The sequence below is a fragment of the Halomonas sp. BM-2019 genome (assembly GCF_017584085.1).
The window spans coordinates 3,033,444-3,059,612 of record NZ_CP071922.1; the positions used below are offsets into that span (position 1 = coordinate 3,033,444).

The window sequence follows — 26,169 nt, forward strand, 5'->3', positions numbered from 1 at the left end:
GCGCCCGGCGCCACGACCCTATTCTTATGGCGAAGAAACTCTTCATCAAGACGCATGGCTGCCAGATGAACGAGTACGACTCCGCGCGCATGGCGGATCTGCTCGGCGAATCCCACCGGCTCGAGCTCACCGACGACGAGCGCGAGGCCGACGTCATCCTGCTCAACACCTGCTCGATCCGCGAGAAGGCCCAGGAAAAGGTCTTCCACCAGCTCGGCCGCTGGAAGAAGCTCAAGGAGGCCAACCCTGACCTGGTGATCGGCGTCGGCGGCTGCGTGGCCAGCCAGGAGGGCGAGGCACTGCGCAAGCGGGCCCCCTACGTGGACATGGTGTTCGGCCCCCAGACCCTGCACCGGGTGCCCTCGATGCTCGACGCCCGCCGGCAGGAGCAGATCTCGGTGGTGGACGTCACCTTCCCGGAGATCGAGAAGTTCGACCACCTGCCCAAGCCGAGCGCCGACGGCGCCACCGCCTTCGTCTCGGTGATGGAGGGCTGCTCCAAGTACTGCACCTTCTGCGTGGTGCCCTACACCCGCGGCGAGGAGGTCTCGCGCCCCTTCGAGGCGGTGATGGACGAGGTGGTCCACCTCGCCGACCAGGGCGTGCGCGAGATCAACCTGCTGGGCCAGAACGTCAACGCCTATCGGGGCCTGAACCAGCTGGGCGACGAGATCGACCTGGCCGAGCTGATCGCCTGCGTGGCGGCCGTCGAGGGGATCGACCGCATCCGCTTCACCACCTCCCACCCGGTGGAGTTCTCCGACAGCCTGATCGAGGCCTACGGCGAGATCCCCGAGCTGGTCAGCCACCTGCACCTGCCGGTGCAGGCCGGCTCCGACCGCATCCTCGCCGCCATGAAGCGCGGCCACGGCGTCGCGGAGTACGTGGACAAGCTGGAGCGCATCCGCGCGCTGCGCCCCGACATCAGCTTCTCGTCGGACTTCATCGTCGGCTTCCCCGGCGAGACCGCGGCCGACTTCGAAGCGACCCTGGACCTGATCCACCGCATCGGCTTCGACCACTCGTTCAGCTTCGTCTACTCGGCGCGCCCCGGCACCCCGGCGTCCTCGCTCGAGGATGACACCCCGGAAGCCACCAAGAAGCAGCGCCTGGCGATCCTGCAGGAGCGCATCAACCAACAGGCGATGCGGATCAGCCGGCGCATGGTGGGCAGCACCCAGCGCATCCTGGTCACCGGCTTCGCCCCCCGCGATCCGGGCCAGCTCTCCGGGCGCACCGAGAACAACCGGGTGGTCAACTTCCGCGCCGCCAACCCCACCGAGCTGATCGGCTACTTCGTCGACGTCCAGATCACCGAGGCGCTGCCCAACTCGCTGCGCGGCGAGCTCGCCTCGCCCGAGTGTTACTGACGCCCCGGCGCCCCTTACCCCAGTGTCATTATTGCCCCGGCGCCCGCCGGGGCAGTAAGCTGCCATAAATCCACTCTTCACGGGATCCGCCAGTCTTGAGCCAGCCAGCCTCCCCGGCCAACCGCATCATCACCCTTAATCTCGAGCCCAACGACCCCCGCCGCCTGGCCAACCTGTGCGGCCAGCGCGACGAGCACCTCAAGCTGGTGGAGGCGCGCCTCGGCATCACCCTGCGCAACCGCGGCAACATCTTCCAGCTGGCCGGCCCCATCGCCCGGGTCAAGGCCGCCGCCAACGTGCTCGAACACCTCTACCGCGAGACCGAGGCCAGCGACCTGGAGCCGGATACCGTGCACCTTTTCCTCCAGGAGTCGGGGCTGGAGGCCCTGGAGGAGGACGAGGGCCTCGAGGACCCCGGCGAGGTGCTGTTGCGCACGCCGCGCACCCTGATCAAGCCCCGCGGCCTCAACCAGCAGGCCTATGTGCAGAGCATCCGCGCCCACGACATCAACTTCGGCATCGGCCCGGCCGGCACCGGCAAGACCTACCTCGCCGTCGCCGCCGCCGTGGAGGCCCTCAACCAGCAGGAGGTGCGTCGCATCCTGCTGGTGCGCCCCGCCGTGGAGGCCGGCGAGAAGCTCGGCTTCCTGCCCGGTGACCTGGCCCAGAAGATCGACCCCTACCTGCGCCCCCTCTACGACGCCCTCTACGAGATGATCGGCTTCGAGCAGGTCGCCAAGCTGATCGAGCGCCAGGTGATCGAGATCGCCCCCCTGGCCTATATGCGGGGGCGCACCCTCAACAACGCCTTCATCATTCTCGACGAGAGCCAGAACACCACCCGCGAGCAGATGAAGATGTTCCTGACCCGCATCGGCTTCGGCTCCACCGCGGTGATCACCGGCGACGTGACCCAGGTGGACCTCCCCCGCGGCCAGACCTCCGGCCTGATCCAGGTGCTGGAGGTGCTCCGGGAGACACCCGGCATCGGCATCACCCACTTCGCCGCCAAGGACGTGGTCCGCCACCCGCTGGTACAGCGCATCATCGAGGCCTACGACCACTTCGAGGCGGGGCAGGAGGCCGCCGAGCGCGCCCGCAAGGAGGCCAAGGAGGAGAAGCGCGAGGCGCTTCGCCTGGAGCGCCAGGAACGCCTCGACCGCGAGCGTGACGAGTCATGAGCCACCCGCGGGTCGATCGCCAGCAGGCCGTCGCGGCCGAAGGCCTGCCCGATCAGGCTGAGCTCGAGGCCTGGGTGGCCGCCGTGCTCGCCCGCCATGCGGTCGCCGAGGAGAGCGAACTCACCGTGCGCCTGGTGGATGCCGAGGAGAGCCGGGCTCTGAACCGCGACTACCGCGGGAGCGACAGGCCCACCAACGTGCTCTCCTTCCCCTTCGAGAGCCCGCCCGGGATCACGCTGCCGCTGCTGGGCGACCTGGTGGTCTGCCACCCGGTGGTGGCCCGCGAGGCGGCCGAGCAGGACAAGCCCCTGCGCGATCACTACGCTCATATGGTGGTGCACGGTACCCTGCATCTGCTGGGCCATGACCATATCGAGGAGGACGAGGCCGAGGCCATGGAAGCGCTCGAGCGCGAGATCCTCGCCGGGCTCGGCATCGCCGACCCCTACCGTGATCCGGACGCCCCCCGCGGCGCCGACCCCGCTATCGAGGACGAGAGACCCGAGCCATGAGCGACGATCGATCGAGCAGCCAGGGCAATCGCTCCTGGCTCGAGAAGCTGTTGGGCGCCCTGTCCAGCGACAGCGATGAGCCCAGCTCCCGGGACGAGCTGCTCGCCTTCCTGCGCCAGGCGGCCAGCCGCCTTAAGCTCGAGCAGGACGCCATGATGATCATCGAAGGCGCCCTGCAGATCAGTGACCAGCAGGTGCGCGAGGTGCTGATCCCGCGCTCTCAGGTCACCGCCATCGGTCTCGACCAGCCGCTGAAGGAGTACCTCCCGATCATCCTCGAGACCGGCCACTCGCGCTATCCGGTAGTCGGCGAGAACCTCGACGAGGTCAGGGGTATCCTGCTGGCCAAGGATCTGCTGCCGCTGCTGCAGGCCGAGGCCTGCAACGGCAGGGACTTCCGCCTCGAGGAGGTAGTGCGCCCGGCGCTCTTCGTGCCGGAGTCCAAGCGGCTCAACAGCCTGCTCAAGGAGTTCCAGGACACCCACAACCACATGGCCATCGTGGTGGACGAGTACGGCGGCACCGCCGGCATCGTGACCATCGAGGATATCCTCGAGGAGATCGTCGGCGAGATCGAGGACGAGCACGACGCCGACGACGAGGAGGATATCCGCGAACTGGGCGAGGGCCGCTATGCCATCCGCGCCCTGACCCCCATCGAGGACTTCAACGAGCGCTTCGCCACCCGCTTCTCCGACGAGGAGTTCGACACCCTCGGGGGACTGGTGATGCAGCGCTTCGGCCACCTGCCCGGCCGTGGCGAACACACCGAGATCGGCGGCTGGCGCTTCACCGTCCTCAACGCCGACAACCGTCGCATTCGTCTGCTGGAAGCCGCGCCCTGCGAGGGGCCGGTCGACGCCCCCTGAGCCCGTGAACCCCGGCCCTTGAACCTCAGTCCTTGCATTCATCCCTGACACGGAAGGTCACCATGTCCGAGCTGCGATTCCCCCCGGTGCTGGGCTATCTGCTGGCGCTGGCCGCCGGGGTGCTGACCACCCTGACCGCCTCCCCCTTCGAACTCTGGTGGCTCGGCCCCGTGGCCGTGGCCCTGGTCTACCTGGGCATCCAGGCGCTGACGCCCGGCCAGGCGGCCCTGCGCGGCTGGTGCTATGGGCTCGGCCTGTTCGGCTCCGGCGCCTCCTGGGTCTACGTCTCGATCCACGACTACGGCTACACGGGCGTCCCCCTGGCGGTCTTCCTGACCGCCCTGTTCGTGGCCAGCATGGCGCTCTTCCTGGCCGTCACCCTGTGGCTCTATCGCCGCCTGACCGGTCCGCGCCTGGCCTTCCTCACCTTCGCCGGGGCCTGGGTGCTGGGCGAGTGGCTGCGCACCTGGCTGTTCACCGGCTTCCCCTGGCTGCTGCTGGGAAGCGCCCACGTGGATTCGCCGCTGGCCCCCTGGGCGCCCATCGGCGGCGTCTATCTGCTGTCGCTGATCACCGCCCTGAGCGGCACCCTGCTGGTGGAGTTCCTGGCACGCCGCTGGTGGGCCGCCGCCCCGGTGGCCGCCCTGTGGCTCGCCCCCCTGGCGCTGCCGACCCAGTGGACCCAGCCCGCCGGCGAGCCGCTGCGCGTGGCCCTGCTGCAGGGCAACCTGGACCAGCTGATCAAGTGGACGCCCGAGGGGCGGCGCGCGGCCGCCAACACCTACAGCGAGCTGACCCGCGCCCAGCCCGACGACCTGGACCTGATCGTCTGGCCCGAGGCGGCCCTGCCGATGTTCGAGGACGAGGCGCGGCCGATCCTCGAGCGGGTGCAATCCAACCTCTCGCCGAAGACCGCCCTGCTCACCGGGATCCTGCAGCGCGAAGGGCCCGGGCGCTACTTCAACAGCGTGATCGGCCTGGGCAACGCCGAGGGGGAGTACCGCAAGGAGCACCTGGTGCCCTTCGGCGAATACCTGCCCCTGGAGCGCCTGCTGCGCGGCACCATCGCCTTCTTCGATCTGCCGATGCCGGCCATGACCCCGGGCCCCTCGGGACAGGCGCCGATGCGCGTCGCCGGCACCACCATTGGCAACGCCATCTGCTACGAGATTATCTACGCCGACCTGGTGGCCGAGCGCGCCCGGGACAGCGAGCTGCTGATGACGGTCTCCAACGACACCTGGTTCGGCGAGTCCATCGGCCCCCTGCAGCACCTGCAGATGGCCCGGCTGCGAGCGCTGGAGAACGGCCGCTACCTGGTGCGCGCCACCAGCAACGGGGTGACCGTGATCGTCGACCCGCAGGGGCGCATCACCGCCCGCGCGCCCCAGTTCGAGGTGGCCAGCATCACCGGCGAGGTACAGCCCATGCAAGGCCTCACCCCCTTCACCCGCACCGGCAGCTGGCCGGCCTGGCTGCTGGCCGGGCTGATGGTGCTACCGGGGGTTCAGCGCCTAGCGCCTAGCGCCTAGCGCCTAGCGCCTAGCGCCTAGCGCCTAGCGCCTAGCGCCTAGCGCCTAGCGCCTAGCGCCGCAGGATGATGCCACTGCCGAGTGTGACGTCAACGAAGAACCCCCGCCGGATGCGATCCGCGGGGGTTCTCGTTTCTACCTCAACACCAGCCGCCCGTTAACAAGCGGCTTGGCGCCGGGCGCTCGGCGCTTACTGACTCGGCGCTTACTGACTCGGCGCTTCCTGCTCCCCGAGCACCTCGGGAATGGTCATCTTGACGTAGCGACCCGGGGCCGGCTCGAGGATCTCCAGCTCGCCGTCGCCCGGCTGGCGCGCGGGCACCTTCTTCTCGGCGTCGGCATAGCCGTTGTCGGTCATCCACGCCTGCCAGTGGGGCCACCAGGAGCCCTCGTGCTGCTCGGCACCCTCGAGCCACGCCTCGTGGGTCTCGGGCAGCTCGTCGTTGGTCCAGTAGCCGTACTTGTTGCGGGACGGCGGATTGACCACCCCGGCGATATGGCCGGAGCCCCCCAGCACGAACTTGACCGGGCCCTTGGGCAGCAGCGCGCCGTAGTAGGTGCTGTTCCACTTGGCGATGTGATCCTCCCGGGTGGAGAGGAAGTAGCTCGGGGTGGAAACCTTGCGCAGGTCGATCTTGACGCCGTCCAGCTCGATGCCGCCCGGCTCCACCAGGCGGTTCTCCAGGTAGAGGTGGCGCAGGTACCAGCCGTGGGTGCCCGCCGACAGGTTGGTGCCGTCGGTGTTCCAGTAGAGCAGGTCGAAGGGCGCCGGCATATCGCCCTTCAGGTAGTTGTTGATATAGAAGGACCAGAAGAGGTCGTTCTCGCGCAGCAGGTTGAAGCTGAAGGCCATCACCCGGCCGTCCAGGTAGCCGTCGCGCTCCATCTTGGCCTCGATGCCCTGAAGCACCGGCTCGCTGAGGAAGACGCCGATCTCGCCCGGATCGCGGAAGTCCTGCAGGGTGGTCATGTAGGTGGCCGACTTCACCTTGCGACCGCGGCGGGTACTGGTCAGGTAGGCCACCGTGGAGGCCGCCAGGGTGCCGCCCACGCAGTAGCTGATCAGGTTGACCGACTTCTCGCCGGTGGCCTGCTCGATGGCCCCCATGGCGTCGATCGGGCCAAGCTGCATGTAGTCGGCCCAGGTGAGGTCGGGCTGCTCCGGCCCCGGGTTGCGCCAGGAGATCAGGAACACGGTGTGGCCCTGGTCCACCAGCCACTTGACCATGGAGTTGTCCTGGCGCAGGTCGAGGATGTAGTACTTGTTGATCCAGGGCGGGATGATCAGCAGCGGGGTCTTGAAGACCTCCTCGGTGCTCGGCGTGTACTGGATCAGCTGGATCAGCTCGTTCTCGTAGACCACCGAACCGGGGGTCACGGCGATGTTCTTGCCGACCTCGAAGGCGCTGCGGTCGGTCATGGTGACGTTGAGGCCATCGGCGGAGTTGGCCAGATCCTGACGCAGCCGCGCCAGGCCGTCGACCAGGTTCTGGCCGCGGGTCTCCAGCGTCCGGCGCATCACCTCCGGATTGGTGGTGACGAAGTTGGTGGGCGACATGGCGTTGACCATCTGGCGGGAATAGAAGGCCAGGTTGCGCTTCTGGTCGGGGCCGAGCTCGAGGTCCTCGATCAGCTCCTCCACCATGCGCGAGAACAGCAGGTACTGCTGCATGATCGCCAGGTAGTAGGGATCGGAGGTCCAGGCCTCGTCGTTGAAGCGGCGATCGCTGCGCGCCGGGGTCACCAGCGGCTCCACCGCTTCGCCGGCCAGGGCCCGCAGGCCGTGCTGCCAGAGCTGGAACTGATCCTGCATCAGTCGAGCCTGGGCCTGCCACAGCTGGAGAGGATTGCGCATCAGCGATTCGGCGCCGGCGCGGAAACTCGCGCGCATGTCGTCACACACGGAGTCGGCCGCGACGTTGGGCACGAGGCGCTCCAGCAGATCGCCCATCAGGGCGCGGTACTCCTCGCCGATCTCCTGGAGCTGGGCGTTCCACTCCTCCAACTCGGCCTGTGACGGTGCTTGAACCCCTGGCTGCATTGAACCCTCCCGGTCGGCGACGTTGAGCCGACGTCAAAATAGCACTACCCGCCGCCCTCCAGCAATGGAGGACGGCGGCCTGATTCAGTGGCCCTCGAGGGGCCGGACGATGGAACGCAAGCGCTCAGCTCTTGGCGCTACCACCCTTCGACGACTGGGCCTTGGCCGGCGCGGCCTTGTCGGCCGATTCCCCCTTCGGGGCCGGCTCGCCCTTCTGGACCTGCTCCACGAGCTTGGCCTGCTCGGCGAACAGCTTCTCCAGCTCCGCCTTGAACTCCAGGCTCATCTCGGAGAGCGCCTTGGCGTCCTCGAGCATCTGCTCGGAGAGCTGGTTCATCACATCGGCCTGACGGGCGCTGAACTGCTGCATGGCCTCGGCGTCGCTGACCTCGCTGGCCTCACGCAGACGCTCGGTGCCCAGCTGGCTGTAGCGCTTCATGGACTCCATCTGGTACTGGGTCAGCTTCTCCATGTTGTCCAGCATCAGGGAGTTGAGCTTGCGCATCGGCTCGAAGAACTGGCGAGTCTGCTCGTTGAAGGATTCGATCATCTTGTCTTGCATGGGGCGTCCTCCTTAATGGGGTTGCCACGGCGGGCCCGATGCCCACCATGTTGCACTGCATCAAAGCCTAGTCTGCTCCGCCCCAGGATGCAAGGGGGCGAAACGCAAACGCGGTCATTCACTCTTGCTCTTCGCCCGGGAGCGCACGCTGGCGGTGCCCTTCTTCGCCGCGCTGCTGCCGGCGCGCTTGGCGCTACCGGAATCGGCGGCGTCGGGCGCGGGCTCCTCGGCCGACCTGGCCTGGGCCGCCGACTGGCCGGCCTGGCGCAGCATGTCGAGCATCATCTGCTGATAGGTGCCGAAGCTGGACAGCCCCTGGGACAGCCCCTGGGAGATGCCCTGGGTGAGCCCCTGGCCCATGCCGGACTGCTGCAGGAAGGGCTGCATCAGGCTCATGGGATCATAGCCCTCCACCCCCGACTCCATCTGCTTCTGGATCTGCTCCAGCAGCTGCTGCTGGAAGACTGCCACATCAGGCAGACCCAGCGCCTGACGGAACTCCTCGGGGGTCAGGTCGAACTCGACGTTGATCTTCATGGCATTGCCCTGTGCGTGGGGGATGTGAGGCAGTGTAGCAGCCAATACGCCGCTGCCGCTCAGCGCAGCACCGGGGTCGCCACGCGCACCTCGGCGTTCTGGGCGCGGTGGCGAAGCAGGTGGTCCATCAGGGTCAGCGCCATCATCGCCTCGGCGATGGGCGTCGCGCGGATGCCCACGCAGGGGTCGTGGCGCCCCTTGGTGACCACCTCCACCGGGTTGCCGTGCACGTCGATGGAGCGCCCCGGGGTGGTAATGCTGGAGGTGGGCTTGAGGGCCAGGTGGGCGACGATGGCCTGGCCGCTGGAGATGCCGCCGAGTACCCCGCCGGCGTGGTTGGAGAGAAAGCCCTCCGGGGTCATCTCGTCGCGATGTTCGCTGCCACGTTGCGCCACCGAGGCGAAGCCGTCACCGATCTCCACCCCCTTCACCGCGTTGATGCTCATCAGGCCGTGGGCCAGCTCGGCATCCAGGCGATCGAACACCGGCTCGCCGAGCCCGGGGGGCACCCCCTCGGCCACCACCGTGATCTTCGCCCCCACCGAGTCCTGGTCCCGGCGTAGCTGGTCCATGTAGGCCTCCAGCTCCGCCACCCGCGACGGGTCGGGGCAGAAGAAGGGGTTGTCGTCCACCGCCTCCCACTGCTTGAACTGGATGGCAAGGGGGCCCAGCTGGCTCATATAGCCGCGAATGGTCACCCCCTGAGTCGCCAGGTATTTCTTGGCGATAGCGCCGGCGGCCACGCGCATGGCGGTCTCCCGGGCGCTGGAGCGACCGCCGCCGCGGTAGTCGCGGATGCCGTACTTGTGGTGGTAGCTGTAGTCGGCATGGGCCGGCCGGAACTGATCCTTGATGTTGCCGTAGTCCTTGGAGCGCTGGTCGGTGTTCTCGATCACAAGGCCGATGGCGGTGCCGGTGGTGACCCCCTCGAAGACCCCGGAGAGGATCTTCACCCGGTCGGGCTCGCGGCGCTGGGTGGTATGGCGCGAGGTGCCGGGGCGGCGGCGGTCCAGGTCGCGCTGCAGGTCGGCCTCGGAGAGCGGCAGCCCCGGCGGGCAGCCGTCGACGATGGCGCCCAGGGCCGGGCCGTGGCTCTCGCCGAAGGTGGTGACGGTGAACAGCTTGCCGAAGGTGTTGCCGGACATGGGCGCTCCTCCTCGAAGGGGTCGGGAATCAGGCGAAGGACGCCGCATGGGCGTCGAGTTCCTCGGCGGTGAGGGCGAAGACCCCCTGGCCGCCGCGCTCGAATTCGAGCCACAGGAAGGGTACCTCTGGGAAGGTAGCCTCCAGGTGGCGGTCGGAGTTGCCGACCTCGACGATCAGCACACCGCGCTCGGTGAGATGCCCCCGGGCCTCGCGCAGGATGCGCCGTACGATATCCAGGCCGTCGGCGCCGGCCCCCAGGGCCAGCGCCGGTTCGTGACGGAACTCGGCGGGCATGGTGGCCAGGTCCCGGGCATCCACGTAGGGTGGGTTGGAGACGACCAGGTCGTAGCTGCCGGGCAGCGCCGCGAAGAGGTCGGAGTGCACCGCGCGCACCCGCGCGCCCAGGTCGTGGCGGTTGATGTTCTGGCGGGCCACCGCCAGGGCGGCCTGGCTGATGTCGCCGAGGTCCACCTCGCAGGTGGGCAAATGCAGGGCCGTGGCGATGCCGATGCAGCCGGAGCCGGTGCAGAGGTCGAGCACCCGGGCCGGCGGCTCCTCGGGGAACCAGGCGGCGAAGCCGTGCTCGATCAGCTCGGCGATGGGCGAGCGCGGGATCAGCACCCGCTCGTCCACGTCGAAGGGGTAGCCGGCGAAGAAGGCCTCGCCCAGCAGGTAGGGCAGCGGGCGGCGGGTGGTGATGCGTTCGCGCACCAGGGCCACGATGCGCGCCCGCTCCACGGGCAGCAGGCGGGCGTCGAGCACCGCCGGGTCGACGTTCCAGGGCAGGTGCAGGGCCCCGAGGGTCAGGGCCACCGCCTCGTCCCAGGCGGACTCGGTGCCGTGGCCGTAGAAGAGCCCGGCCAGCTGGAACTCGCTGGCCGCCCAGCGCAGGCAGTCGCGCAGGGTGATCAGGCCATCGCGCAGCTCGGCATCGGTAAGCGTCAGGGTCGAGAGGGAATCGTTGCGGGCGGCCACGGGGCATCCTGTCGTTGTCGGGCGAATCGGGCGAGGAGTGGCCGATTGTAACCGCCGGGGCGGTTCACAGCCACGCCACGCTGGTTATACTGGGCGCCCTTACCCCAATGGGCCCCACCGCCATGAGCCGAGACCGCCACCGCCCGGACGACGACGAGATCAGCGCCTTCCGCCAGGCGCTGCGCGAGGCCGGCGTGCGGCCGATCAAGCGCAACCGCGCCGACCCCGGCCGCCCGCGCCGCGCGGATCCCGCGGCTGTCGAGCGCCGTGCGGCGGCCCAGGCGGCACGTGACGGCAGCGGCGCGGGTCGCACCTCCGACGGCCGCGTGGAGCCCGTGCGCCCCTCGGAGCACCTGGAGTTCGCCCTTCCCGACCTGCCCTGGCGGACCCTTCAGCGGCTCCGGCGGGGCCAGCTGGCCTGGGAAGCGGGGCTGGACCTGCACGGCTACACCCTGGAGGAGGCCCGGGCCGAGCTGGAGGCCTTCCTGCGCGAAGCAGGGGCCGAGCGAAAACGCTGCGTGCTGGTGGTCCACGGCAAGGCCTGGGGCCGCACCGGCGACTACCCGGTGATCAAGAGCCACGTGAACGCCTGGCTGCGCGAGTGGCCCGGGGTGCTGGCGTTCTGTTCGGCCACGGAGGTCGACGGCGGCACCGGCGCCCTTTACGTGCTGCTGCGTCGCCGCGGCGAGGCCTGAGCCGCACTCAGGCCTCCGGTTCGCGCCGGCTCGGCGGCACCGCATCCGGCTGGCCCGGCTAGCATCAACAACTTATCGTCGCTGTGAGCCCTACTGGTACATATGAGGGCACCATGGCGATTCCCTACACTGTCCGCAAGCCGTCCGGCACCTATCACTTCCGATGGCGCCTACCTTCCGACTATCGACACCTCGGAAACGAACTCCGGCTATCCCTACGCACCACAGACAAGCACCAGGCACGAGCCAAGGCGGCAGCCCTACGGCTGGAAGTCGAGCGGCTGATACATGAGGTTGCCAGTCTTGACGAACTACGCCATCGGATAGCGCCAGCACGCCCACAACGGCGCCCACAGCAGCACCAGCCGGCCACCCCTACCCTAACCGCCCTATGGGACAAGTACGCCGGCCACCAGCTCGCCGGGGCCAGGGAGAAGTCGCGGCACGAATCGCGCCATGCCTTATCCGTGTTCGTGGAACTGGTAGGCGATCTACCAGCGGACACCTTCGACAAGGCGGCGGCGCGTGACTTCGTGGAGCGGCTGGCCGACTACCCCACCCGGCGCAGCCTGGGGAGGTTCGCCTCTATGACGCTGGAAGAGATACAGGCGGGCGACTACCCACGTATCAGCGTGGTGACTCAGACAAAGAATATTAGCCTGCTGTCCGGGTACGCCGCTTGGCTGGTCAACTTCGGCTACCTGCCGGCAAACCCGTTAACGGGACTAAAGCCCAAACGCACCAGCGGCAGCGGCAAACGCAAGACGTGGACGCGGGACGAACTGGCACAGTGGTTCGGCTCGGAGACGCACAGGCATGCGGGCGGCTGGCAATACTGGCTTCCCCTGCTCGGCATCTATACCGGCGCCCGGCTGGAAGAAATGGCGGCGCTGGCGCCTGACGACATACGCCACCACCAGGGCATCGACTACATCGACATTCACGGGCGCGACGGGCGTCATATCAAGAATGCCGGTTCGTGGCGACTGGTGCCGATTCACAGCCGGCTGGTAGAACTCGGCTTGCTGGACTACATGGTGGCGCGAGCGGGGCAGGAACGGCTATTCGACGTGACCGCATGGAAAGGACGGTTCGGCTTTCGCCCATCAAAGTGGTTTACCTATCACCGCCAGAAGCTAGGCATCGGGCCAGACTTCCACGGCTTGCGCCATACGGTCGCAGAAGAGTTGCGCCTAATGGGCGGGCAGGGTCATGTCATATCGTGGCTTCTGGGGCATTCTGCGCAGAATATGACAGACCAATACGGCGCGGACGGTGACAAGCGCCAGCGACTCCCTTTGCTGGCTGAACTGGTGGAGCGGTTGGACTGGCCGATTTATAGCGCGTAGGGCGGCTCGGGCCGGCTGCTGTTGCCGTTCCACCTGTCGCCAGCCTCAAGCATGTCGAGCATGGCATCCCCCACCACATCCGGGTCGAGCCCGAACGGCTCCAGAAGCCGGGCCAGCAACCGGCGGTCGCCCAGTAGATCCTCGAATGCCTCATCCGCATCGGCGACGTGCTTGCCGCGCCAGGATGCGCTGGCGTCAGCGTGGTAGGTGCGTATTGCCGCCTGCCATAGCTCACCACAGGCACGCGCAAGCTCAGCCCGCCCTTGGTGGCCGTCATCGTTAACAGGGTGGGCGCGGTCGTCCCACCCCTCGGATATCGGCAGGCAGGCACTCATGCTCAGCCCCTCAGGCTGCGAACGAACGTCATGCTCTGCTGTTCCGGTACTGGCTCCATCGCCACCAGCCGGCGCAGTGCATCGTGTGACAGCGACAACTCCGGGGCCTTCTGGCGACACTCGGCCAGGCGGTGTGCCAGCTCAGTGACGGCGCCTACCTTCTGCCGGTACTCGGCACGGGCCTGCTCGGCGACCACCAGGGCCTCGGCAATCTCGCCTTGGAGCCGTTCGCCCTCTTCCAGCGCATCGGCCGCTAGACGCTGCTGTACGGCTCTGTGCAGGCGGTCGTGAAGGTCGGTGAGCGTCCCGATAGCCTCCTCCCGCTCGGCCTGGGCCTGACGGATGGCGAGCACCTGTTCCCGAGTGGTGCCGCTACCCGGTGCCACCTTGGGCTCGGCCTCCAGGGCGCGGAGTTCCGACTTCACCAGGGCGCGGGCTTCCATCAGGGAATCGGCGGTGGCGTTCTCGCTGGTCAGCAGGTTGTGGGCGTCGGAAATGGTCATGCGGTGAACTCCATACATTGAATCAGGGGGAAAACCAGGTAGGTGCCAAACCAAAGGCCCAGCACCACACCTACCAGGGCGGACATAATCCGCTTGGTCATTGTCCGCCCTCCACCTGCACCAGGCGATGCATCCGGACCCGCTCCACGTCGTCATGCTGTGATTCGTTCGGCATCAGCGAAACCAGGGCATCCGCTTGCTCAGGGGTGGCGCCGACAAGACGACTACCAGGGCGCCCCGCTGCCTGCCGTGACTCCACGATGGTGCGTGCATGGGCCACTGCCTCGGCCACTGCTTCGTTGGCCACCTGACGGGCGTGGCGGGCCATCTCAATGAGCCGGTCGAGTTGGTCGCGGTCTTCATCCGCCCCGGCAATGGCATCTGCTGCTCGACGCTTACGGATGCCATCATTCAGGCCGAATGACAGCCGCCGGAGGATTTCATATTGGAGTTCGCGGCCCCGCTTTTCCTCCTCCATCTGCTTGTGCTGAGTGACGGAAAGAGCGGTAGACAGGTCGATGCGGGGAAGCTTATCCATCTCGCGCATCTCGGCGTCGATGGCCTGCAAGGCATCGCGCAGTGCCTCCACGGTGGCATCGGCTTCGCCGAGCAGTGCGTTAGCGGTGACAACGGCTTGTGAATCGGTCATGTGAACCTCAATGAATCTTGATGGGATAGGGCCACATGCTGGCGGCCCTCTCGGCGGTGGCGGATGCGTCCATGGCCTCGATGCGCTGTCGCAGCTCCTCCACAGCAGTCGTCAGGGCGGCGGCGAACTCGTCTTGCAGGTCGCGACGGTAGCCGGCGAGCATCGCCACCATCTGCTCCTGTTCGGCCTCCTGACGCTGTTCAAGCGTGATGGGTGTCATGGCCATGGCTCAGTCGCAGGGCAGTTGATAGTCATCGGACGGGGCAGGCATCCGGCGACCGTTGGAGCCGCGACGCACGGGCTCGTCGTCATCGCTGGGCAGGAGGTACATATCCAGGTGATTTGCGGAAAAGTCATCGCCCTGGGGCTTATTACCCATACCGGCGGACTTCAGTTGTTCGGCCACTGCCTCGGTGATGGCGGGCAGCACTGCCTCTACAACACGCTCGGTCAGCTTCTCGAAAGCCTGCTCTACGCGGTCGGCGTCGTTATTGGTGGCCATGCGCTGGCCGGTGATGAAAGTCTTACTCATGGTGGGTCGCCTCCTGGGCGCGGTGGTGGATCAATTTCCATTGGGCCGGCGTCAGCTCCAGGGATCGGAGCCAGTCGCCTGCGGGTTGGGTGCTGTCAGTAGGAAAGGGAACGTCGATGCCAAGCGACCACAGCAGCCTGAAGGCATCGCCAGCGGGCGCGGTGGCCGGCAGGGTCAGCAGGTCGTCAGCCATCGGACTTCTCCAGGTTCAGCAGCGCGGTGATTGCCTGGGCATCACCAGCGTCGGCACGCTTGCGCAGGAGCTGGATATACCGGCGCCGGTCGGCGGCGGTGGGCATCAGCTGCTTGGCGCCCTGGGGGCGGCCTGCCTTGCGGTTGGTTGTCATGTCGGCCATGTCGATAGCCTCAATTAATCGCGAATTGAATCAAGTTTATCAGAATTTATTGGACACGGCAATTCCCTAGTGATAAGTGGACGCGGCGGAAAAGGGTTGATAAGTAGTGATTATCTTGCTTTTGCTGCATCGCAGCGCAGGCCAACTCCTAAATGTGTAAAGAATACCCGAGTGATTTAGTCAGGTATTCGGTGCCACATTGGCCAGCCGCTCGGCACTCAATCCCAGCCGTGACGCGGGTTTCAGCGCCAGCAGCAGCAAAATACGGCCGCTTGCCGGCGGGAATCGTAATGGATAACCGTAATTACGTTTTACGTAATGGTGTAATCCCGGCACCAGGGGGCATTTTTTGTAGGGGGCGCATTCTGAGCCAGCAGGCGCCGCGCCAGCGGGCACCCGCACCTATCCCCTACCCCTCGGCTTCTGCGCCGCTTCTGGGGCCTTTCCTGGGGGTTTCTCGGCCCCACTGATAGCGGATAAACCTTGCCAGCCGGCACGCTGGCCACCAGGTGGGGGTGATGGGGGTACTCCCCCGGTTCAGGGGGTTCCGTTTGGAGCGGGAAGTCTCGCTATCGCTTCCAGGGATGGGGCCGCGCCTAAGGGCGCCCCCGCCTGGCAGTGGGGTGGGGTGAAAACCCCAATCCCTATATAGGAAAAAACCACCCCGCACCCCGCCAGTATTCATGCGGGTTTCAGCGGGGTGGTGGGGTGATTTTGAATTTACCCCACCAATCCCAGCGAACGGCTCAACCATGCGGGTTTAGGCGGGGTGGGGTGGCTAAAGTGGGGTGGTTACCCCACCACCCCACCACCCCAAGCAAACTTAGGACCACCCCACCACCCCACACACAAAAAACCGGCCACGATGGGCCGGCTCATGAGACTGGCAGCAACTACCATAGGTGCAGCTCGCCATCACGCAGCACGATCTCCCCCTCGTCCAAGGCACGTTGCATGATGCCGCGCAAACTCTGGTCGCCCATGCCGAACATGCCGCTCGTCCCGGCATAGCTGCGCAGCTCTCGGCGGGTCAGGGGGCTACCCTCTTCCGCCTTGCGCCGCACGAGGTCGCGCAGTTTCGGCAGTGTCTCGGCATATCGCTCCTCCCCTTTCTGCTCGGCCTTGCCTGCCATCTTGTCGGGGGTAGGCATCCACTTGAGCACGCCGCCGATACCACGACGCATCCAATAGGTATCGATATCGGTGCGATAGTTGCTCTTCACGACATTGAAACGCACATGCGAGCGGCGGTCGTCTTCATCAATCCCGAGCCCCTTGGCGGTATCAGGATCAGGCACCGCCAGGGTGGCAGCGAAGCGCAGCGCATCGACAAAGGCACTTGCCCCGCGAATGTCGTCAGCACTATCGCCCCGGCTACCCTTGCGGCTGTGGTGGGCGCAGAGCACGGTGACGCCAGTTTCACGGCGGATCGTCTCCAGCGCCTCGACAAACCGCGTCGCGTCTTCACTGGCGTTCTCGTCACCACTACGGAAACGGCTTACCGGATCGAGAATGATAAGGCGAAGGTCGGGAATGAGTTTGGCACCCTCGACAATCTGACGGATCATCTCATGATTGAAAACCGTGTTCCCTTCGCTTTTCAGCGTCAGGCGGTTATCACTGCCAAGCCGTGAAATGGGGTAATAGTTCTCCCCCAGTGTTTCTAGGTCAATCCGCTGCCCATCCCACTCATATTCTTTGACGATGGCATGCAGCCGGCGGGACATTTCATCTCGGGAATCTTCTGCACCCAACATGAGCACACCACCAGGCTTTGCAACTTCATGCCCGAAGAACGGCGCCCCAGTGGCCACACAAGCGGCTAGTTGCATCAGCCAGAATGATTTACCCGTAGAGCCTGGGGCAACAATAGCAGCGGCGACAGGCTCAGGAATCAGCCCATCAACAACATAATATTGAGGCGGCGGCTCTACAGCTAAAAGGTGCTTGGCCTTGAACTGGTCGAGAGCATCTAGCGCATCATTCGCCGGGTCACACTCTGGCAGGATTGCACTCGTTGCGTATGACATTGAGGCGAAGTCGTCAGCCGCCGCCCGCGCGGGAATATCCCGAGCCTGGGCGCTATCCCATGCGCTGCGCAGCGTGGCCTCTACCTCGCCATCTGCCAGTCCGGCCCCTCGGGCTGCTCGCTCCAGGGCAAGACGCGCATCGTGCTCGGGAAGGTGGCCACCTTTCACCAGCCCGAACAGGCCGAACGCCTCCTTGTTCAAGGTATCGTTCCGGGTGCCGTCAGGTGCCGTCAGGATGGCCGAACAAGCGCCCTCCAGCGCCTTTTGTGCATAGCGTGATAGATTGCCCAAGGTCGATGCCTGCGGCGCTTGTGGCGTCGCTGCGGGCGCTTGCAGGGGCACGCCAGCCAGGGCGCTACGGATAGCATCGGCAGTCGTGCGGGCGCCCTCATGGATCATGCGAGAAACGAACGGCTCGCCCTTCTGGTGGACGAAGCCAGCCAGGCGCATGACACGGGGCAGGTCGTGAACCTTTGGGTCGCTGTCCAGTAGAGTAATGATCGCCTTTTGCAGCGGCTTGAACTCTTCCAGGGTCAACCCATCGGCCAGCCAATACGCATGGTGCTTGTCTTCCGATGACTCAACAAACATCGTCGGCTCGATGCCCATCGCGCCATAGATACCCGCCAGGCGGATGCTGGCGGCTTCTTGAGTATCGAAGTCGGAGACAACGCCTCGAACGTGCGTGATATTGGAACTATCGCGCCCTCTAGCGTCCGTTGCGTTGAAAGTGACGAATACCCCAGCCCCCCGACTGTTTAACCGACACAGGGCGTCCCAGTTCTTATCCAGCGTGCCATGAAGCACCCTTACTAGCTGGGAACTCTTGCGGTGTTCGTCGTCATCGAAAGTCTGAAAGGTAAACTCATTAGTCGTAGGGTCGAGACATTCAAGAAATCGTTTTGCCTCGCCATAATCGGGCATTAACCCGTCTTGATAATGTAATTCAGCCATGAACAATCCAGCCTGTTCCGTAGGCTGGCAAGCCCGCATTAAATGCGCCACAATAGGACTCACCAGCCTTGAATATTTGCCCCGGCCCTCACCGGGGCTATTTTTTAAGCGTCGTTTGCAGCCAGGTTCTCTAGCATCCGATGTAATTGCCGGTTGTGCTGGAACTGGTGGCTAACAGCGGCATCAATTCGACGCCTTAGGCTGGGATCTAACTGAATGCAGCGGTGGAGCCAGTCGCGGTCAATCCAGTACTGACGACGCGGCTTGTCACAGAACACGGCATCAGGGTGGTTTTGCGGCAGGCGATAGTCACGACAGGCGATTTGCCAGCCGCATCCCTTGAATACCTGCATGCGGGCGCTGGACTCTTGGCACAGACCGCCAGTGGCAACACTCATCATCACGTTTGACCAGCGGTGCCCCCTGGCCAGCATGGCGAACATTGCTCCATGGCGGTCTAATGCGAAGTCGCAGGACGGGGCATCGCTACCAGTGCAGAAGAGGCGCGGATCGTCGCTAGAGGGGATGTTGTCGCCGAACATATCGTAAGTGCTCATACCAGCCCCTCCACGTATTCGGGACGATACTCAACGACCCACCGCAAGACCGACTGACGGTCATACAGTGGGCGCCGGGTGCGGCCATACGTTGCGACTGGCGGCGGGAAGGCGGGATGCTTGCGCCACTCGATGGTGGCGCGGGTGCTGACCGGCTTGGTCAGGACGAGGTGAATCTCGGAAGCTGCTAGTAATCGCATGTGTCACCCATCGGTTACAAATCTCAATTGCCGATTAGGTGATGGGCGGCTATCATGGCGGTGTGAACTCGCTTAGCGCCCTCACCCTCTCGGGTAGGTGCAAGCAATCTCAAGGCCCATGTTTCGGCAGACCTCCCCAGGATGCCGTCATGGGCTTTCTTTATTGCCCGCAAGATCATGATAGCCGCTCTCTATCGACTTTGCAAGCATTCACGAATACACACGTCCAATTAATTCTCCCTATTACAACTGGCAGTTCATGACAAGGCAACCTATTGGCCCCTGACAACTGGCGCAGCGGACAATGTGGGAACACACAAAGGCTCAAAACAGCGACAAAGTGAGTGACTGCTAACCGGGAAAGCCAGCGCATTCGTAAAGCTCAGGCCTCCGGTTCGCGCCGGCTCGGCGGCACCGCATCCGGCTGGCCCGGCTCCACCACGATGCCTCGCCCGCCCCAGCCGGGGTGGGCACGCCCCTCGAAGCGATCCAGGGCCTCCACCGCCAGGTGATGGCCGAGGGTGATCAGCGCCTCGGCGCGGTGGAACTCGTAGGCCCCGCACACCGTCTTGGGCACCTCGATCAGCACGTCCGGCGGGTAGCCGGCCACCTTGTACTTGGCGAGCGCCGCCTGGGTGATATCGAAGGAGGCCAGCACCATGTCCAGCCGCCCCCACTGGCGGCGACGCGTGACGGCCTCGCCCTCGTCGCCCTCTTCCCAATCGGCGCCGCCGCTGCCCGCCCCCAGGCCATCGAACCAGCGGCTGGCGACGCTGCGCACCTCCTCGACCCAGCCGCCGAAGTCGATGCCGCCGGCGTCGCGGGCGCGTTCCCGGGCACGCTCCTCTTCGGCCTGTTCCGGGGGCAGCAGCTCCTCCAGGGTCACCGGCCGCGGGCTGTGGGCGGTAACATTCACCGCCATCACGAAGTCGGCGTGGGCCGAGACGGTGGGGATGATCGGCAGCGGATTGAGCAGGCCGCCATCCACCAGCACCTGGTCGCCGCGGTGCACCGGGGTGATCACCCCGGGCACGGCGATGGAGGCGCGGATCGCCTCCAGCAACGGCCCGCTCTGGAACCACACCTCGCGCTGGCGCACCAGGTCGGTGGCCACGGTGGTGACGGGAATCGGCAGCTCCTCGATGCGCACGTCCCCCACCAGCGACTCCAGCTTCTCCATCACCTTGCTGGCGCGCATGGCCCCCATGGGGCTCCAGGTGACGTCCACCAGCCTGAGAACATCGAAGTAGGCAAGCTGGCACACCCAGTCGCGGTACCCCTTGAGCTGCCCGGCCGCGTAGATGCCCCCCACCAGGGCCCCCATGGAACAGCCGGCGATGGCCACGATCCGATAGCCTCGCGCCTCGAGCTCCTCGATGACTCCGATATGGGCGTAGCCGCGGGCCCCGCCGCTGCCCAGCACCAGCGCGACCCGCTTGCCCTGGCGATCCGACACCTCGTCCGACCCGTTCATGCACTCCCCTCTCCTGCACTGCGGCTGGCCGCCTCGACCCAGGCGGTGATCGATTCGGCCACGCGCTCCACCGGCGCCGCCTCCAGATGCAGGTGGTGGCCACCGGGCAGCACCCGACGCACCAGGCCGGGTAGCGCCGAGCGCGCCGCCTGCGCCCGCCGGCTCTCCCCCAGGATGCCTGTGGTGCCCTCCACCAGCAGCGCCGGGCAACGGATCGCCCCCAGGCAGGCCAGCGCCTGCGCCGGGCAGAAGCGTACCGGCGACGGCCTCACCAGCCGGGCATCGGTGCGCAGCCCGACCCGTCCACCGGCCAGGATCCTCAGGTTTCGTGCGACGAGGGGCGCGGCGGTGTCGGCATCGATGGGCGTGGCACCGCCGGCGACTCGCGCCGCCACGGCGGTCTCGCTATCAGGATAGTGCGGCGCCGGCGAGGCCGCGCGACGATGGGCCAGCAGGCCCCGACGCAGCTGGCCGGGGGCCTGGTCGGCCTCGGTGGTCACCGCCCCGAGGCCGTCGATCAGCACCAGCCGCTCGAGCCGCTCCGGCAGCGCCGCCGCGGTCAGGCAGGCCACCCCGGAGCCCATGGAGTGGGCCAGCAGGCTCAGCCGCTCGAGGCCCAGCGCCTCGGCGGCGTCCAGGACGTCGTGGCAGTAGTCCCAGAGCGCATAGTCGCCGGGGGAGTGCTCCGAGTGGCCGTGACCGGCGAAGTCCAGGGCCACCACCCTGATGCCGAGGCGCTCGACCAGGCGCGGCGCCAGGCGCGAGAAGCTGGCGGCGTTGTCGAGCCAGCCGTGCAGGGCCAGCCAGGTCGGTGAGGTCTCCTCGCCCCAGCTCAGGGCCGCCAGGCGGCCGTCGGCCAGGCGCAGGTCACGGGGCTCGCTCATGGGGTATTCTCCAGCAGGGCATCGAGGGTCTCGAGCAGGATCTGGCGGGTCTCGTCGGGGTACTCCATGGGAAACATGTGGGTGCCCGGGACCAGGCTTAGCGGCACGCCGTGGCGCTGGAGCCGACGCCGGCGACGCGGAGTGAGCAGGTCGGAGTCCTCCCCCGCCAGCACGGCGAAGGGCACCCGCAGCCGGTGCGGCAGGCCGCCCAGGTGATCGGGCAGATGGCGAAAGATCTCCACCTCCACCTGGGGGTCGTAGAGCAGCACCGCCTGGCCATCGTCGAGCAGCCGGGTCCCGCCCTCCACGTAGTCCTCCAGCGCCTCCGGGGTGAAGCGCCGGAACAGCCGGCGCCGGCGCAGCGAATGCCGCATGGCCTCTCGATCGGGCCACCGGTCGCGCCGGCCGCGGCTGTGGCGGGCGGGCGTCACCCGCTCCACGAAGCCGAGCCACTTGGCGGCCTTCATGGCCCAGGCGTCGAGCCCGAGCATCAGCGGTGGGTCCAGCATCACCACGCCGCGGAAGTGGTGCGGCGCAGCCTCGGCGGCCATGGCCATCAGCACCCCGCCCATGGAGTGACCGACGCCGATCACCGGCGCCTCGATCCCCTCCAGGTAGTGAAGCAGCTCGTCGCGCAAGGCCAGCCAGTTGTGGCCCACCGGAAAATCGGCGTGATGGCCCAGCCGGTCCAGGGGATGCAGGTCGAAGCGCGCGGCCAGGGGGCCGAGGAAGCTGCGATAGCTGGAGCCGGGAAAGCCGTTGGCATGGGCGAAGAGCAGGCGCGGCAGGTCGGGCGATGGGTGCATGGAGGCATCCGTGTTGGGTCGGGCGGGCGGGAGCCGCCTGGCGGTAGCAGGCTAACGGGATTACCATGGTTCGCCAACCCCACCCGACTCCCGGAGCCGCCGTGAACGAGCCCCGCAAGCCCCCCCGAGACACCCGAACCCGCAACCGCGTCTTCTTCGCTACCGTGCTGCTGGCGGTGGTCGTCGGCCTCTGGCTAGGGCCGCGACCGCATGGCACTCTCCGCGCTCTTCCTGCAGACCCTCGAGGTCACCCTGCCGGTCTTCGCCATGGTCTTTATCGGCCTCGGCCTCAAGCGCGCCGGCTGGATCGACAGCGTCTTCGTCGCCACCGCCTCCCAGCTGGTCTTCCGGGGCACCATGCCGGCGCTGATCTTCCTGAGCATCATCAAGGCGGATCTGGACGCCACCCTCAACCCCCGTCTGCTCGCCTTCTTCGCCCTGGCCACCCTGGGCAGTTTCCTGTTCTGCTGGGGCTGGGCCCGGCTGCGGGTGCCCTACCGGGAGCGCGGGGTCTATATCCAGGGCGCCTTCCGGGGCAACTGCGGCATCGTGGGGCTGGCGCTGGCCGCCGGCATGTACGGCGACTATGGCCTGTCGATGGGTGGGCTGCTGCTGGGGGTGGTGATCCTCACCTACAACGCCTTCTCGGTGGTGGCCCTGGCCGCCTATCAGGAGGGCCGGCGCGCGGACTGGCGCAGCATCCTCACCCATATCGTGCGCAATCCGCTGATCCTCGCGGTGGTGGCCGCCGTCCCGGTGGCGACCCTGGAGCTGGAGCTGCCCGGCTGGCTGATGACCTCCGGCGAGTATTTCGCCTCGCTCACCCTGCCCCTGGCGCTGATCTGCATCGGCGCCACCCTGTCGCTGGGCGCCATCCGCGAATCCGGCCACCTGGCCACCAGCGCCAGCCTGCTGAAGATGGTCACGGTGCCGGCGCTGGCCACCGGTGCGGCCTGGCTGGCCGGCTTCGAGGGACGCGAGCTGGGGGTGCTCTTCCTGTTCTTCGCCAGCCCCACGGCGGCCGCGGCCTTCGTGATGGCCAAGGCCATGGGCGGCAACGCGGCCCTGACGGCCAACATCATCGCCCTGACCACCCTGATGGCCAGCCTGACCGTGACCCTGGGCGCCTTCGCCCTGAAGGTGGCGGGGCTGATCTGAGCGGAGGATGGCCCTCTCGGCGCTCTCTAACTTCCATCGCCCTGACCACCCTGATGGCCAGCCTGACCGTGACCCTGGGGGCCTTCGCCCTGAAGGTGGCGGGGCTGATCTAGAGATGGGCCGGGGCGATGAACCGCGCCAGCCGGGCGCAGCCCGCCGCCCACACCTCGGCCTCGAGCTCGGCCAGCGCCGCGGTGGGAAAGCCCGGGCCGCGATCGGCGCGCCCCTCCACCAGCAGGCCGGTGAGCGCGCCGACCAGCGGCATATGGCTGACCAGCAGCAGCGGCCGACCCGCCGGCTGCGCCAGCAGCCAGTCGGCCACCGCCTCGGGCGGGTCATCCGGGGTGATGATCGCGAGCGTCTCCACCGCCACGCCCAGGGCCTCGCCGACCAGCTGCGCCGTCTGCCGGGCCCGCCGGTAGGGGCTGGCCAGCAGGCGCAGGCCGTCGAGGTCGTCGCGCCCGTCCAGCCAGGCGGCCAGGCGCCGCCCCTCCGCCTCGCCCCGGGGAGTCAGGGTGCGCTCGGCATCCGGTCGACCGGGGCCCGCCTCGCCGTGGCGCATGATCAGCAGCCGCTCACTCATGGCTGCCCCGGCGCTCGCGGTGGGCGTTCACCACGTCTTCCCGGGAGAGGATGAACTCCACGTCGCTGCTCTGCTCGCCGAGCATCAGCATCCGCGCCATCTCCTTGGCCGGCACGCCCCTGAACAGCACCTGGTAGAGCCCCTCGGCCAGCGGCATGTAGACGCCATCCTCACGGCACTTGTCGCGCACCAGCCGCACGGTGTTGACCCCCTCCGCCACCTGTCCCAGGGCCGCCACCGCCTCCTCCAGGCTCTGGCCCTCGCCCAGGGCGTAGCCGACCCGATAGTTGCGCGACAGGTTGGAGGAGCAGGTAACGATCAGGTCGCCCACCCCGGCCAGCCCCAGGAAGGTGAGGGGGTTGGCTCCCTGGTCCACGGCGAAGCGGCTCATCTCGGCCAGCGCCCGGGTCATCAGCATGCTGCGGGTGTTCTCGCCCATGCCCAGCGCCGCGGCCATGCCGGCGGCGATGGCGTAGATGTTCTTCAGCGCCCCGCCCAGCTCGACGCCGTGGCGGTCGTTGCTGGCGTAGACCCGGAAGTAGTCGCAGCCCAGCGCCGCCTGCACCCGGGTGCGGGTCTCGGGGTCGGCGCTGGCGATCACCGTGGCGGTGAGCTGCTTCTGGGCGATCTCGGTGGCCAGGTTGGGGCCGGAGATCACGCCGATATGGGGAAAGCCGGTCTCCTCCTCGAGGATCTGGCTCATCAGCTTGAAGCCCTCCTCCTGGATGCCCTTGGTGGTGCTGACCAGAATCTGCTCCGGATTCAGGTGGGGGCGCGCCTGGCGCACCACCTCGCGGAAGGCCTGGGAGGGAATCGCCACCAGCACCAGGCCGGCCCCCGGCAGCACCTCGGCCATGTCGCTTGCGGCAACCACCGCCGGGTTGATGGCGTAGTCGGGCAGGTAGCGGCCGTTGCGATGGTCGCGGTTGATCTGGGCGGCGAGCTCGGGGTCGCGCAGCCACTGGCGTACCTCGGCCCCGTTGTCGGCGGCGATGCTGGCCAGGGCGGTACCGAAGCTGCCGCCGCCCAGCACCGCCACCCTCATGCGTTCCTCTGCCATGGTGGCTCCCGCAAAGCTGAGTGAAAGCTCGATTGTAGCGGAAAAAAAACGCCCGGACCGTCACCGGTCCGGGCGTCTGGTCGTGACGACTCGACTCAGTCGAGCAGCGACAGCAGCGAGTCGATGCTCTCCCGGGCATCACCGTAGAGCATGCGCGTGTTCTCCTTGTAGAACAGCGGGTTCTCGATGCCCGAGTAGCCGGTGCCCTGGCCACGCTTGCACACGAACACCACCCGGGACTTCCACACCTCGAGCACCGGCATGCCGGCGATGGGGCTGTTGGGGTCGTCCTGGGCCGCGGGGTTCACGATGTCGTTGGAGCCGATGACGATCGCCACGTCGGTCTTGGGGAAGTCGTCGTTGATCTCCTCCATCTCCATGACGATGTCGTAGGGCACCCGCGCCTCGGCCAGCAGCACGTTCATGTGACCCGGCAGGCGCCCGGCCACCGGGTGAATGGCGAAGCGCACCTCCTTCCCCGCGGCGCGCAGCTTGCGCACCAGCTCGCTGACCGCGTTCTGGGCCTGGGCCACCGCCATGCCGTAGCCCGGCACGATGATCACGCTGTCCGCGTTGTTGAGGGTCGCGGCCACGCCGGCGGCATCGATGGCCACCTGCTCGCCCTCGATCTCCGCCGCCGGCCCCGTGGCGCCACCGAAGCCCCCCAGGATCACGCTGACGAAGTTGCGGTTCATCGCCTTGCACATGATGTAGGAGAGGATGGCACCCGAGGAGCCCACCAGGGCACCGGTGACGATCAGCAGGTCGTTGGAGAGCGTGAAGCCGATGGCCGCCGCCGCCCAGCCCGAGTAGCTGTTGAGCATCGACACCACCACCGGCATATCGGCACCGCCGATGCCCATGATCAAGTGGTAACCGATGAAGAACGACAGCGCCGCCAACGCCAGCAGGGTCCAGAAGCCTGCCCCGTTGAGGTAGGCGATGGCCAGCACCAGGCAGAGCACAGCGGCCCCGGCATTGAGCTTGTGTCCCCCGGGCAGCTGCGTGGCCTTGCCATCCACCTTGCCGGCCAGCTTGCCGAAGGCGATCACCGAACCGGTGAAGGTCACCGCGCCGATGAAGATGGCGAACACCACCTCGAGCTGCAGGAAGGTGAGCTCGTCGGGGGCCTTGGTGGCCACCATGGCGGCGAAGGCCGAGAACTCCTCGGTGGCCCCGTGCACGGCCTGGACGGCCATCACCCGGCGACGCTCGAGGTCGGCGTTCCAGGCCACGAACACCGCGGCCAGGCCCACGAAGCTGTGCAGCGCCGCCACCAGTTGGGGCATCTCGGTCATGGCCACCCGCTTCGCCACGAC

General features: G+C 67.0%; 28 protein-coding genes. 8 read left to right on the top strand and 20 right to left on the bottom strand.

Going from position 1 to position 26,169, the window contains the following annotated elements:
* Positions 1-26: 26 nt before the first annotated feature.
* The 5 genes from miaB to lnt all read left to right on the top strand — a co-directional run bounded on the left by miaB (position 27) and on the right by lnt (position 5,464).
* A complete protein-coding gene (gene miaB, locus J5F18_RS15135) occupies positions 27-1,370 on the top strand; it encodes a tRNA (N6-isopentenyl adenosine(37)-C2)-methylthiotransferase MiaB (protein ID WP_346299393.1) in 1,344 nt (447 codons plus the stop codon).
* Between the two features lie 95 nt (positions 1,371-1,465).
* Complete coding sequence (locus J5F18_RS15140; RefSeq protein ID WP_346299394.1) at positions 1,466-2,551, top strand: PhoH family protein; 1,086 nt, start codon at positions 1,466-1,468, stop codon at positions 2,549-2,551.
* The gene (gene ybeY / locus J5F18_RS15145) at positions 2,548-3,063 is read left to right on the top strand and encodes an rRNA maturation RNase YbeY (RefSeq protein ID WP_346299395.1); all 516 of its coding nucleotides are present in this window, start codon (positions 2,548-2,550) and stop codon (positions 3,061-3,063) included. The genes J5F18_RS15140 and ybeY overlap by 4 nt, the downstream gene beginning before the upstream one ends.
* Complete coding sequence (locus J5F18_RS15150) at positions 3,060-3,932, top strand: transporter associated domain-containing protein (RefSeq protein WP_346299396.1); 873 nt, start codon at positions 3,060-3,062, stop codon at positions 3,930-3,932. The genes ybeY and J5F18_RS15150 overlap by 4 nt, the downstream gene beginning before the upstream one ends.
* Positions 3,933-3,994: 62 nt before the next feature.
* Entirely contained in the window at positions 3,995-5,464 is a 1,470-nt protein-coding gene (lnt, locus tag J5F18_RS15155) for an apolipoprotein N-acyltransferase (protein WP_346299397.1), read from the top strand.
* Positions 5,465-5,669: 205 nt separating this feature from the next.
* On the opposite strand, the gene phaC is transcribed toward lnt, so the two are convergent.
* The 5 genes from phaC to prmB all read right to left on the bottom strand — a co-directional run bounded on the left by phaC (position 5,670) and on the right by prmB (position 10,725).
* Positions 5,670-7,505 carry a class I poly(R)-hydroxyalkanoic acid synthase gene (gene phaC / locus J5F18_RS15160; RefSeq protein WP_346299398.1) on the bottom strand — a complete coding sequence of 612 codons (1,836 nt, stop codon included), beginning with the start codon at positions 7,503-7,505 and terminating at the stop codon, positions 5,670-5,672.
* 124 nt (positions 7,506-7,629) lie between these two features.
* A complete protein-coding gene (locus tag J5F18_RS15165; RefSeq protein ID WP_346299399.1) occupies positions 7,630-8,067 on the bottom strand; it encodes a phasin family protein in 438 nt (145 codons plus the stop codon).
* A gap of 114 nt (positions 8,068-8,181) precedes the next feature.
* Complete coding sequence (locus J5F18_RS15170; protein WP_346299400.1) at positions 8,182-8,604, bottom strand: DUF6489 family protein; 423 nt, start codon at positions 8,602-8,604, stop codon at positions 8,182-8,184.
* A gap of 59 nt (positions 8,605-8,663) precedes the next feature.
* Positions 8,664-9,749: a chorismate synthase gene (gene aroC, locus J5F18_RS15175; protein ID WP_346299401.1), complete on the bottom strand. Its 1,086-nt coding sequence runs from the start codon at positions 9,747-9,749 to the stop codon at positions 8,664-8,666.
* 28 nt (positions 9,750-9,777) lie between these two features.
* Positions 9,778-10,725, bottom strand: coding sequence for a 50S ribosomal protein L3 N(5)-glutamine methyltransferase (prmB, locus tag J5F18_RS15180; RefSeq protein ID WP_346299402.1), 948 nt, complete (start codon positions 10,723-10,725; stop codon positions 9,778-9,780).
* Positions 10,726-10,847: 122 nt separating this feature from the next.
* Here prmB and J5F18_RS15185 point away from each other — a divergent pair, with 122 nt between their 5' ends.
* Positions 10,848-11,420 (top strand): Smr/MutS family protein, encoded by a 573-nt coding sequence (locus J5F18_RS15185; RefSeq protein ID WP_346299403.1) that lies wholly within the window; start codon positions 10,848-10,850, stop codon positions 11,418-11,420.
* Positions 11,421-11,533: 113 nt separating this feature from the next.
* Positions 11,534-12,769 (top strand): site-specific integrase, encoded by a 1,236-nt coding sequence (locus J5F18_RS15190; protein ID WP_346299404.1) that lies wholly within the window; start codon positions 11,534-11,536, stop codon positions 12,767-12,769.
* On the opposite strand, the gene J5F18_RS15195 is transcribed toward J5F18_RS15190, so the two are convergent.
* The 12 genes from J5F18_RS15195 to J5F18_RS15250 form a co-directional block, all read right to left on the bottom strand.
* Complete coding sequence (locus tag J5F18_RS15195; protein ID WP_346299405.1) at positions 12,757-13,104, bottom strand: hypothetical protein; 348 nt, start codon at positions 13,102-13,104, stop codon at positions 12,757-12,759. The genes J5F18_RS15190 and J5F18_RS15195 overlap by 13 nt on opposite strands.
* A gap of 2 nt (positions 13,105-13,106) precedes the next feature.
* Positions 13,107-13,607, bottom strand: coding sequence for a hypothetical protein (locus J5F18_RS15200; protein WP_346299406.1), 501 nt, complete (start codon positions 13,605-13,607; stop codon positions 13,107-13,109).
* A 97-nt stretch (positions 13,608-13,704) separates the two neighbouring features.
* Entirely contained in the window at positions 13,705-14,256 is a 552-nt protein-coding gene (locus J5F18_RS15205; protein ID WP_346299407.1) for a hypothetical protein, read from the bottom strand.
* Positions 14,257-14,263: 7 nt separating this feature from the next.
* Positions 14,264-14,476 (bottom strand): hypothetical protein, encoded by a 213-nt coding sequence (locus J5F18_RS15210; RefSeq protein ID WP_346299408.1) that lies wholly within the window; start codon positions 14,474-14,476, stop codon positions 14,264-14,266.
* A 9-nt stretch (positions 14,477-14,485) separates the two neighbouring features.
* Positions 14,486-14,788 carry a hypothetical protein gene (locus J5F18_RS15215; RefSeq protein ID WP_346299409.1) on the bottom strand — a complete coding sequence of 101 codons (303 nt, stop codon included), beginning with the start codon at positions 14,786-14,788 and terminating at the stop codon, positions 14,486-14,488.
* Entirely contained in the window at positions 14,781-14,981 is a 201-nt protein-coding gene (locus J5F18_RS15220; RefSeq protein WP_346299410.1) for a hypothetical protein, read from the bottom strand. Before J5F18_RS15220 ends, J5F18_RS15215 begins: the two co-directional genes overlap by 8 nt.
* Positions 14,974-15,144, bottom strand: coding sequence for a hypothetical protein (locus tag J5F18_RS15225; protein ID WP_346299411.1), 171 nt, complete (start codon positions 15,142-15,144; stop codon positions 14,974-14,976). The genes J5F18_RS15220 and J5F18_RS15225 overlap by 8 nt, the downstream gene beginning before the upstream one ends.
* 893 nt (positions 15,145-16,037) lie before the next feature.
* Positions 16,038-18,128: an AAA family ATPase gene (locus tag J5F18_RS15230; RefSeq protein ID WP_346299412.1), complete on the bottom strand. Its 2,091-nt coding sequence runs from the start codon at positions 18,126-18,128 to the stop codon at positions 16,038-16,040.
* Between the two features lie 104 nt (positions 18,129-18,232).
* Complete coding sequence (locus J5F18_RS15235) at positions 18,233-18,685, bottom strand: hypothetical protein (RefSeq protein WP_346299413.1); 453 nt, start codon at positions 18,683-18,685, stop codon at positions 18,233-18,235.
* 582 nt (positions 18,686-19,267) lie between these two features.
* Positions 19,268-20,359 carry a patatin-like phospholipase family protein gene (locus J5F18_RS15240; RefSeq protein ID WP_346299414.1) on the bottom strand — a complete coding sequence of 364 codons (1,092 nt, stop codon included), beginning with the start codon at positions 20,357-20,359 and terminating at the stop codon, positions 19,268-19,270.
* Positions 20,356-21,243 carry an alpha/beta fold hydrolase gene (locus J5F18_RS15245; protein ID WP_346299415.1) on the bottom strand — a complete coding sequence of 296 codons (888 nt, stop codon included), beginning with the start codon at positions 21,241-21,243 and terminating at the stop codon, positions 20,356-20,358. Before J5F18_RS15245 ends, J5F18_RS15240 begins: the two co-directional genes overlap by 4 nt.
* Entirely contained in the window at positions 21,240-22,049 is an 810-nt protein-coding gene (locus J5F18_RS15250; RefSeq protein ID WP_346299416.1) for an alpha/beta hydrolase, read from the bottom strand. The genes J5F18_RS15245 and J5F18_RS15250 overlap by 4 nt, the downstream gene beginning before the upstream one ends.
* 210 nt (positions 22,050-22,259) lie before the next feature.
* Here J5F18_RS15250 and J5F18_RS15255 point away from each other — a divergent pair, with 210 nt between their 5' ends.
* The gene (locus J5F18_RS15255; RefSeq protein WP_346299417.1) at positions 22,260-23,207 is read left to right on the top strand and encodes an AEC family transporter; all 948 of its coding nucleotides are present in this window, start codon (positions 22,260-22,262) and stop codon (positions 23,205-23,207) included.
* Between the two features lie 109 nt (positions 23,208-23,316).
* Here J5F18_RS15255 and sixA read toward each other — a convergent pair whose 3' ends face one another.
* From sixA to J5F18_RS15270, 3 genes are all read right to left on the bottom strand, one after another.
* Complete coding sequence (gene sixA / locus J5F18_RS15260; protein WP_346299418.1) at positions 23,317-23,790, bottom strand: phosphohistidine phosphatase SixA; 474 nt, start codon at positions 23,788-23,790, stop codon at positions 23,317-23,319.
* The gene (locus J5F18_RS15265; protein WP_346299419.1) at positions 23,783-24,850 is read right to left on the bottom strand and encodes an NAD(P)H-dependent glycerol-3-phosphate dehydrogenase; all 1,068 of its coding nucleotides are present in this window, start codon (positions 24,848-24,850) and stop codon (positions 23,783-23,785) included. Before J5F18_RS15265 ends, sixA begins: the two co-directional genes overlap by 8 nt.
* Before the next feature lie 95 nt (positions 24,851-24,945).
* Positions 24,946-26,169, bottom strand: a 1,224-nt coding sequence (locus J5F18_RS15270; RefSeq protein WP_346299420.1) for an NAD(P)(+) transhydrogenase (Re/Si-specific) subunit beta, incomplete at its 5' end; no start/stop codon positions are given.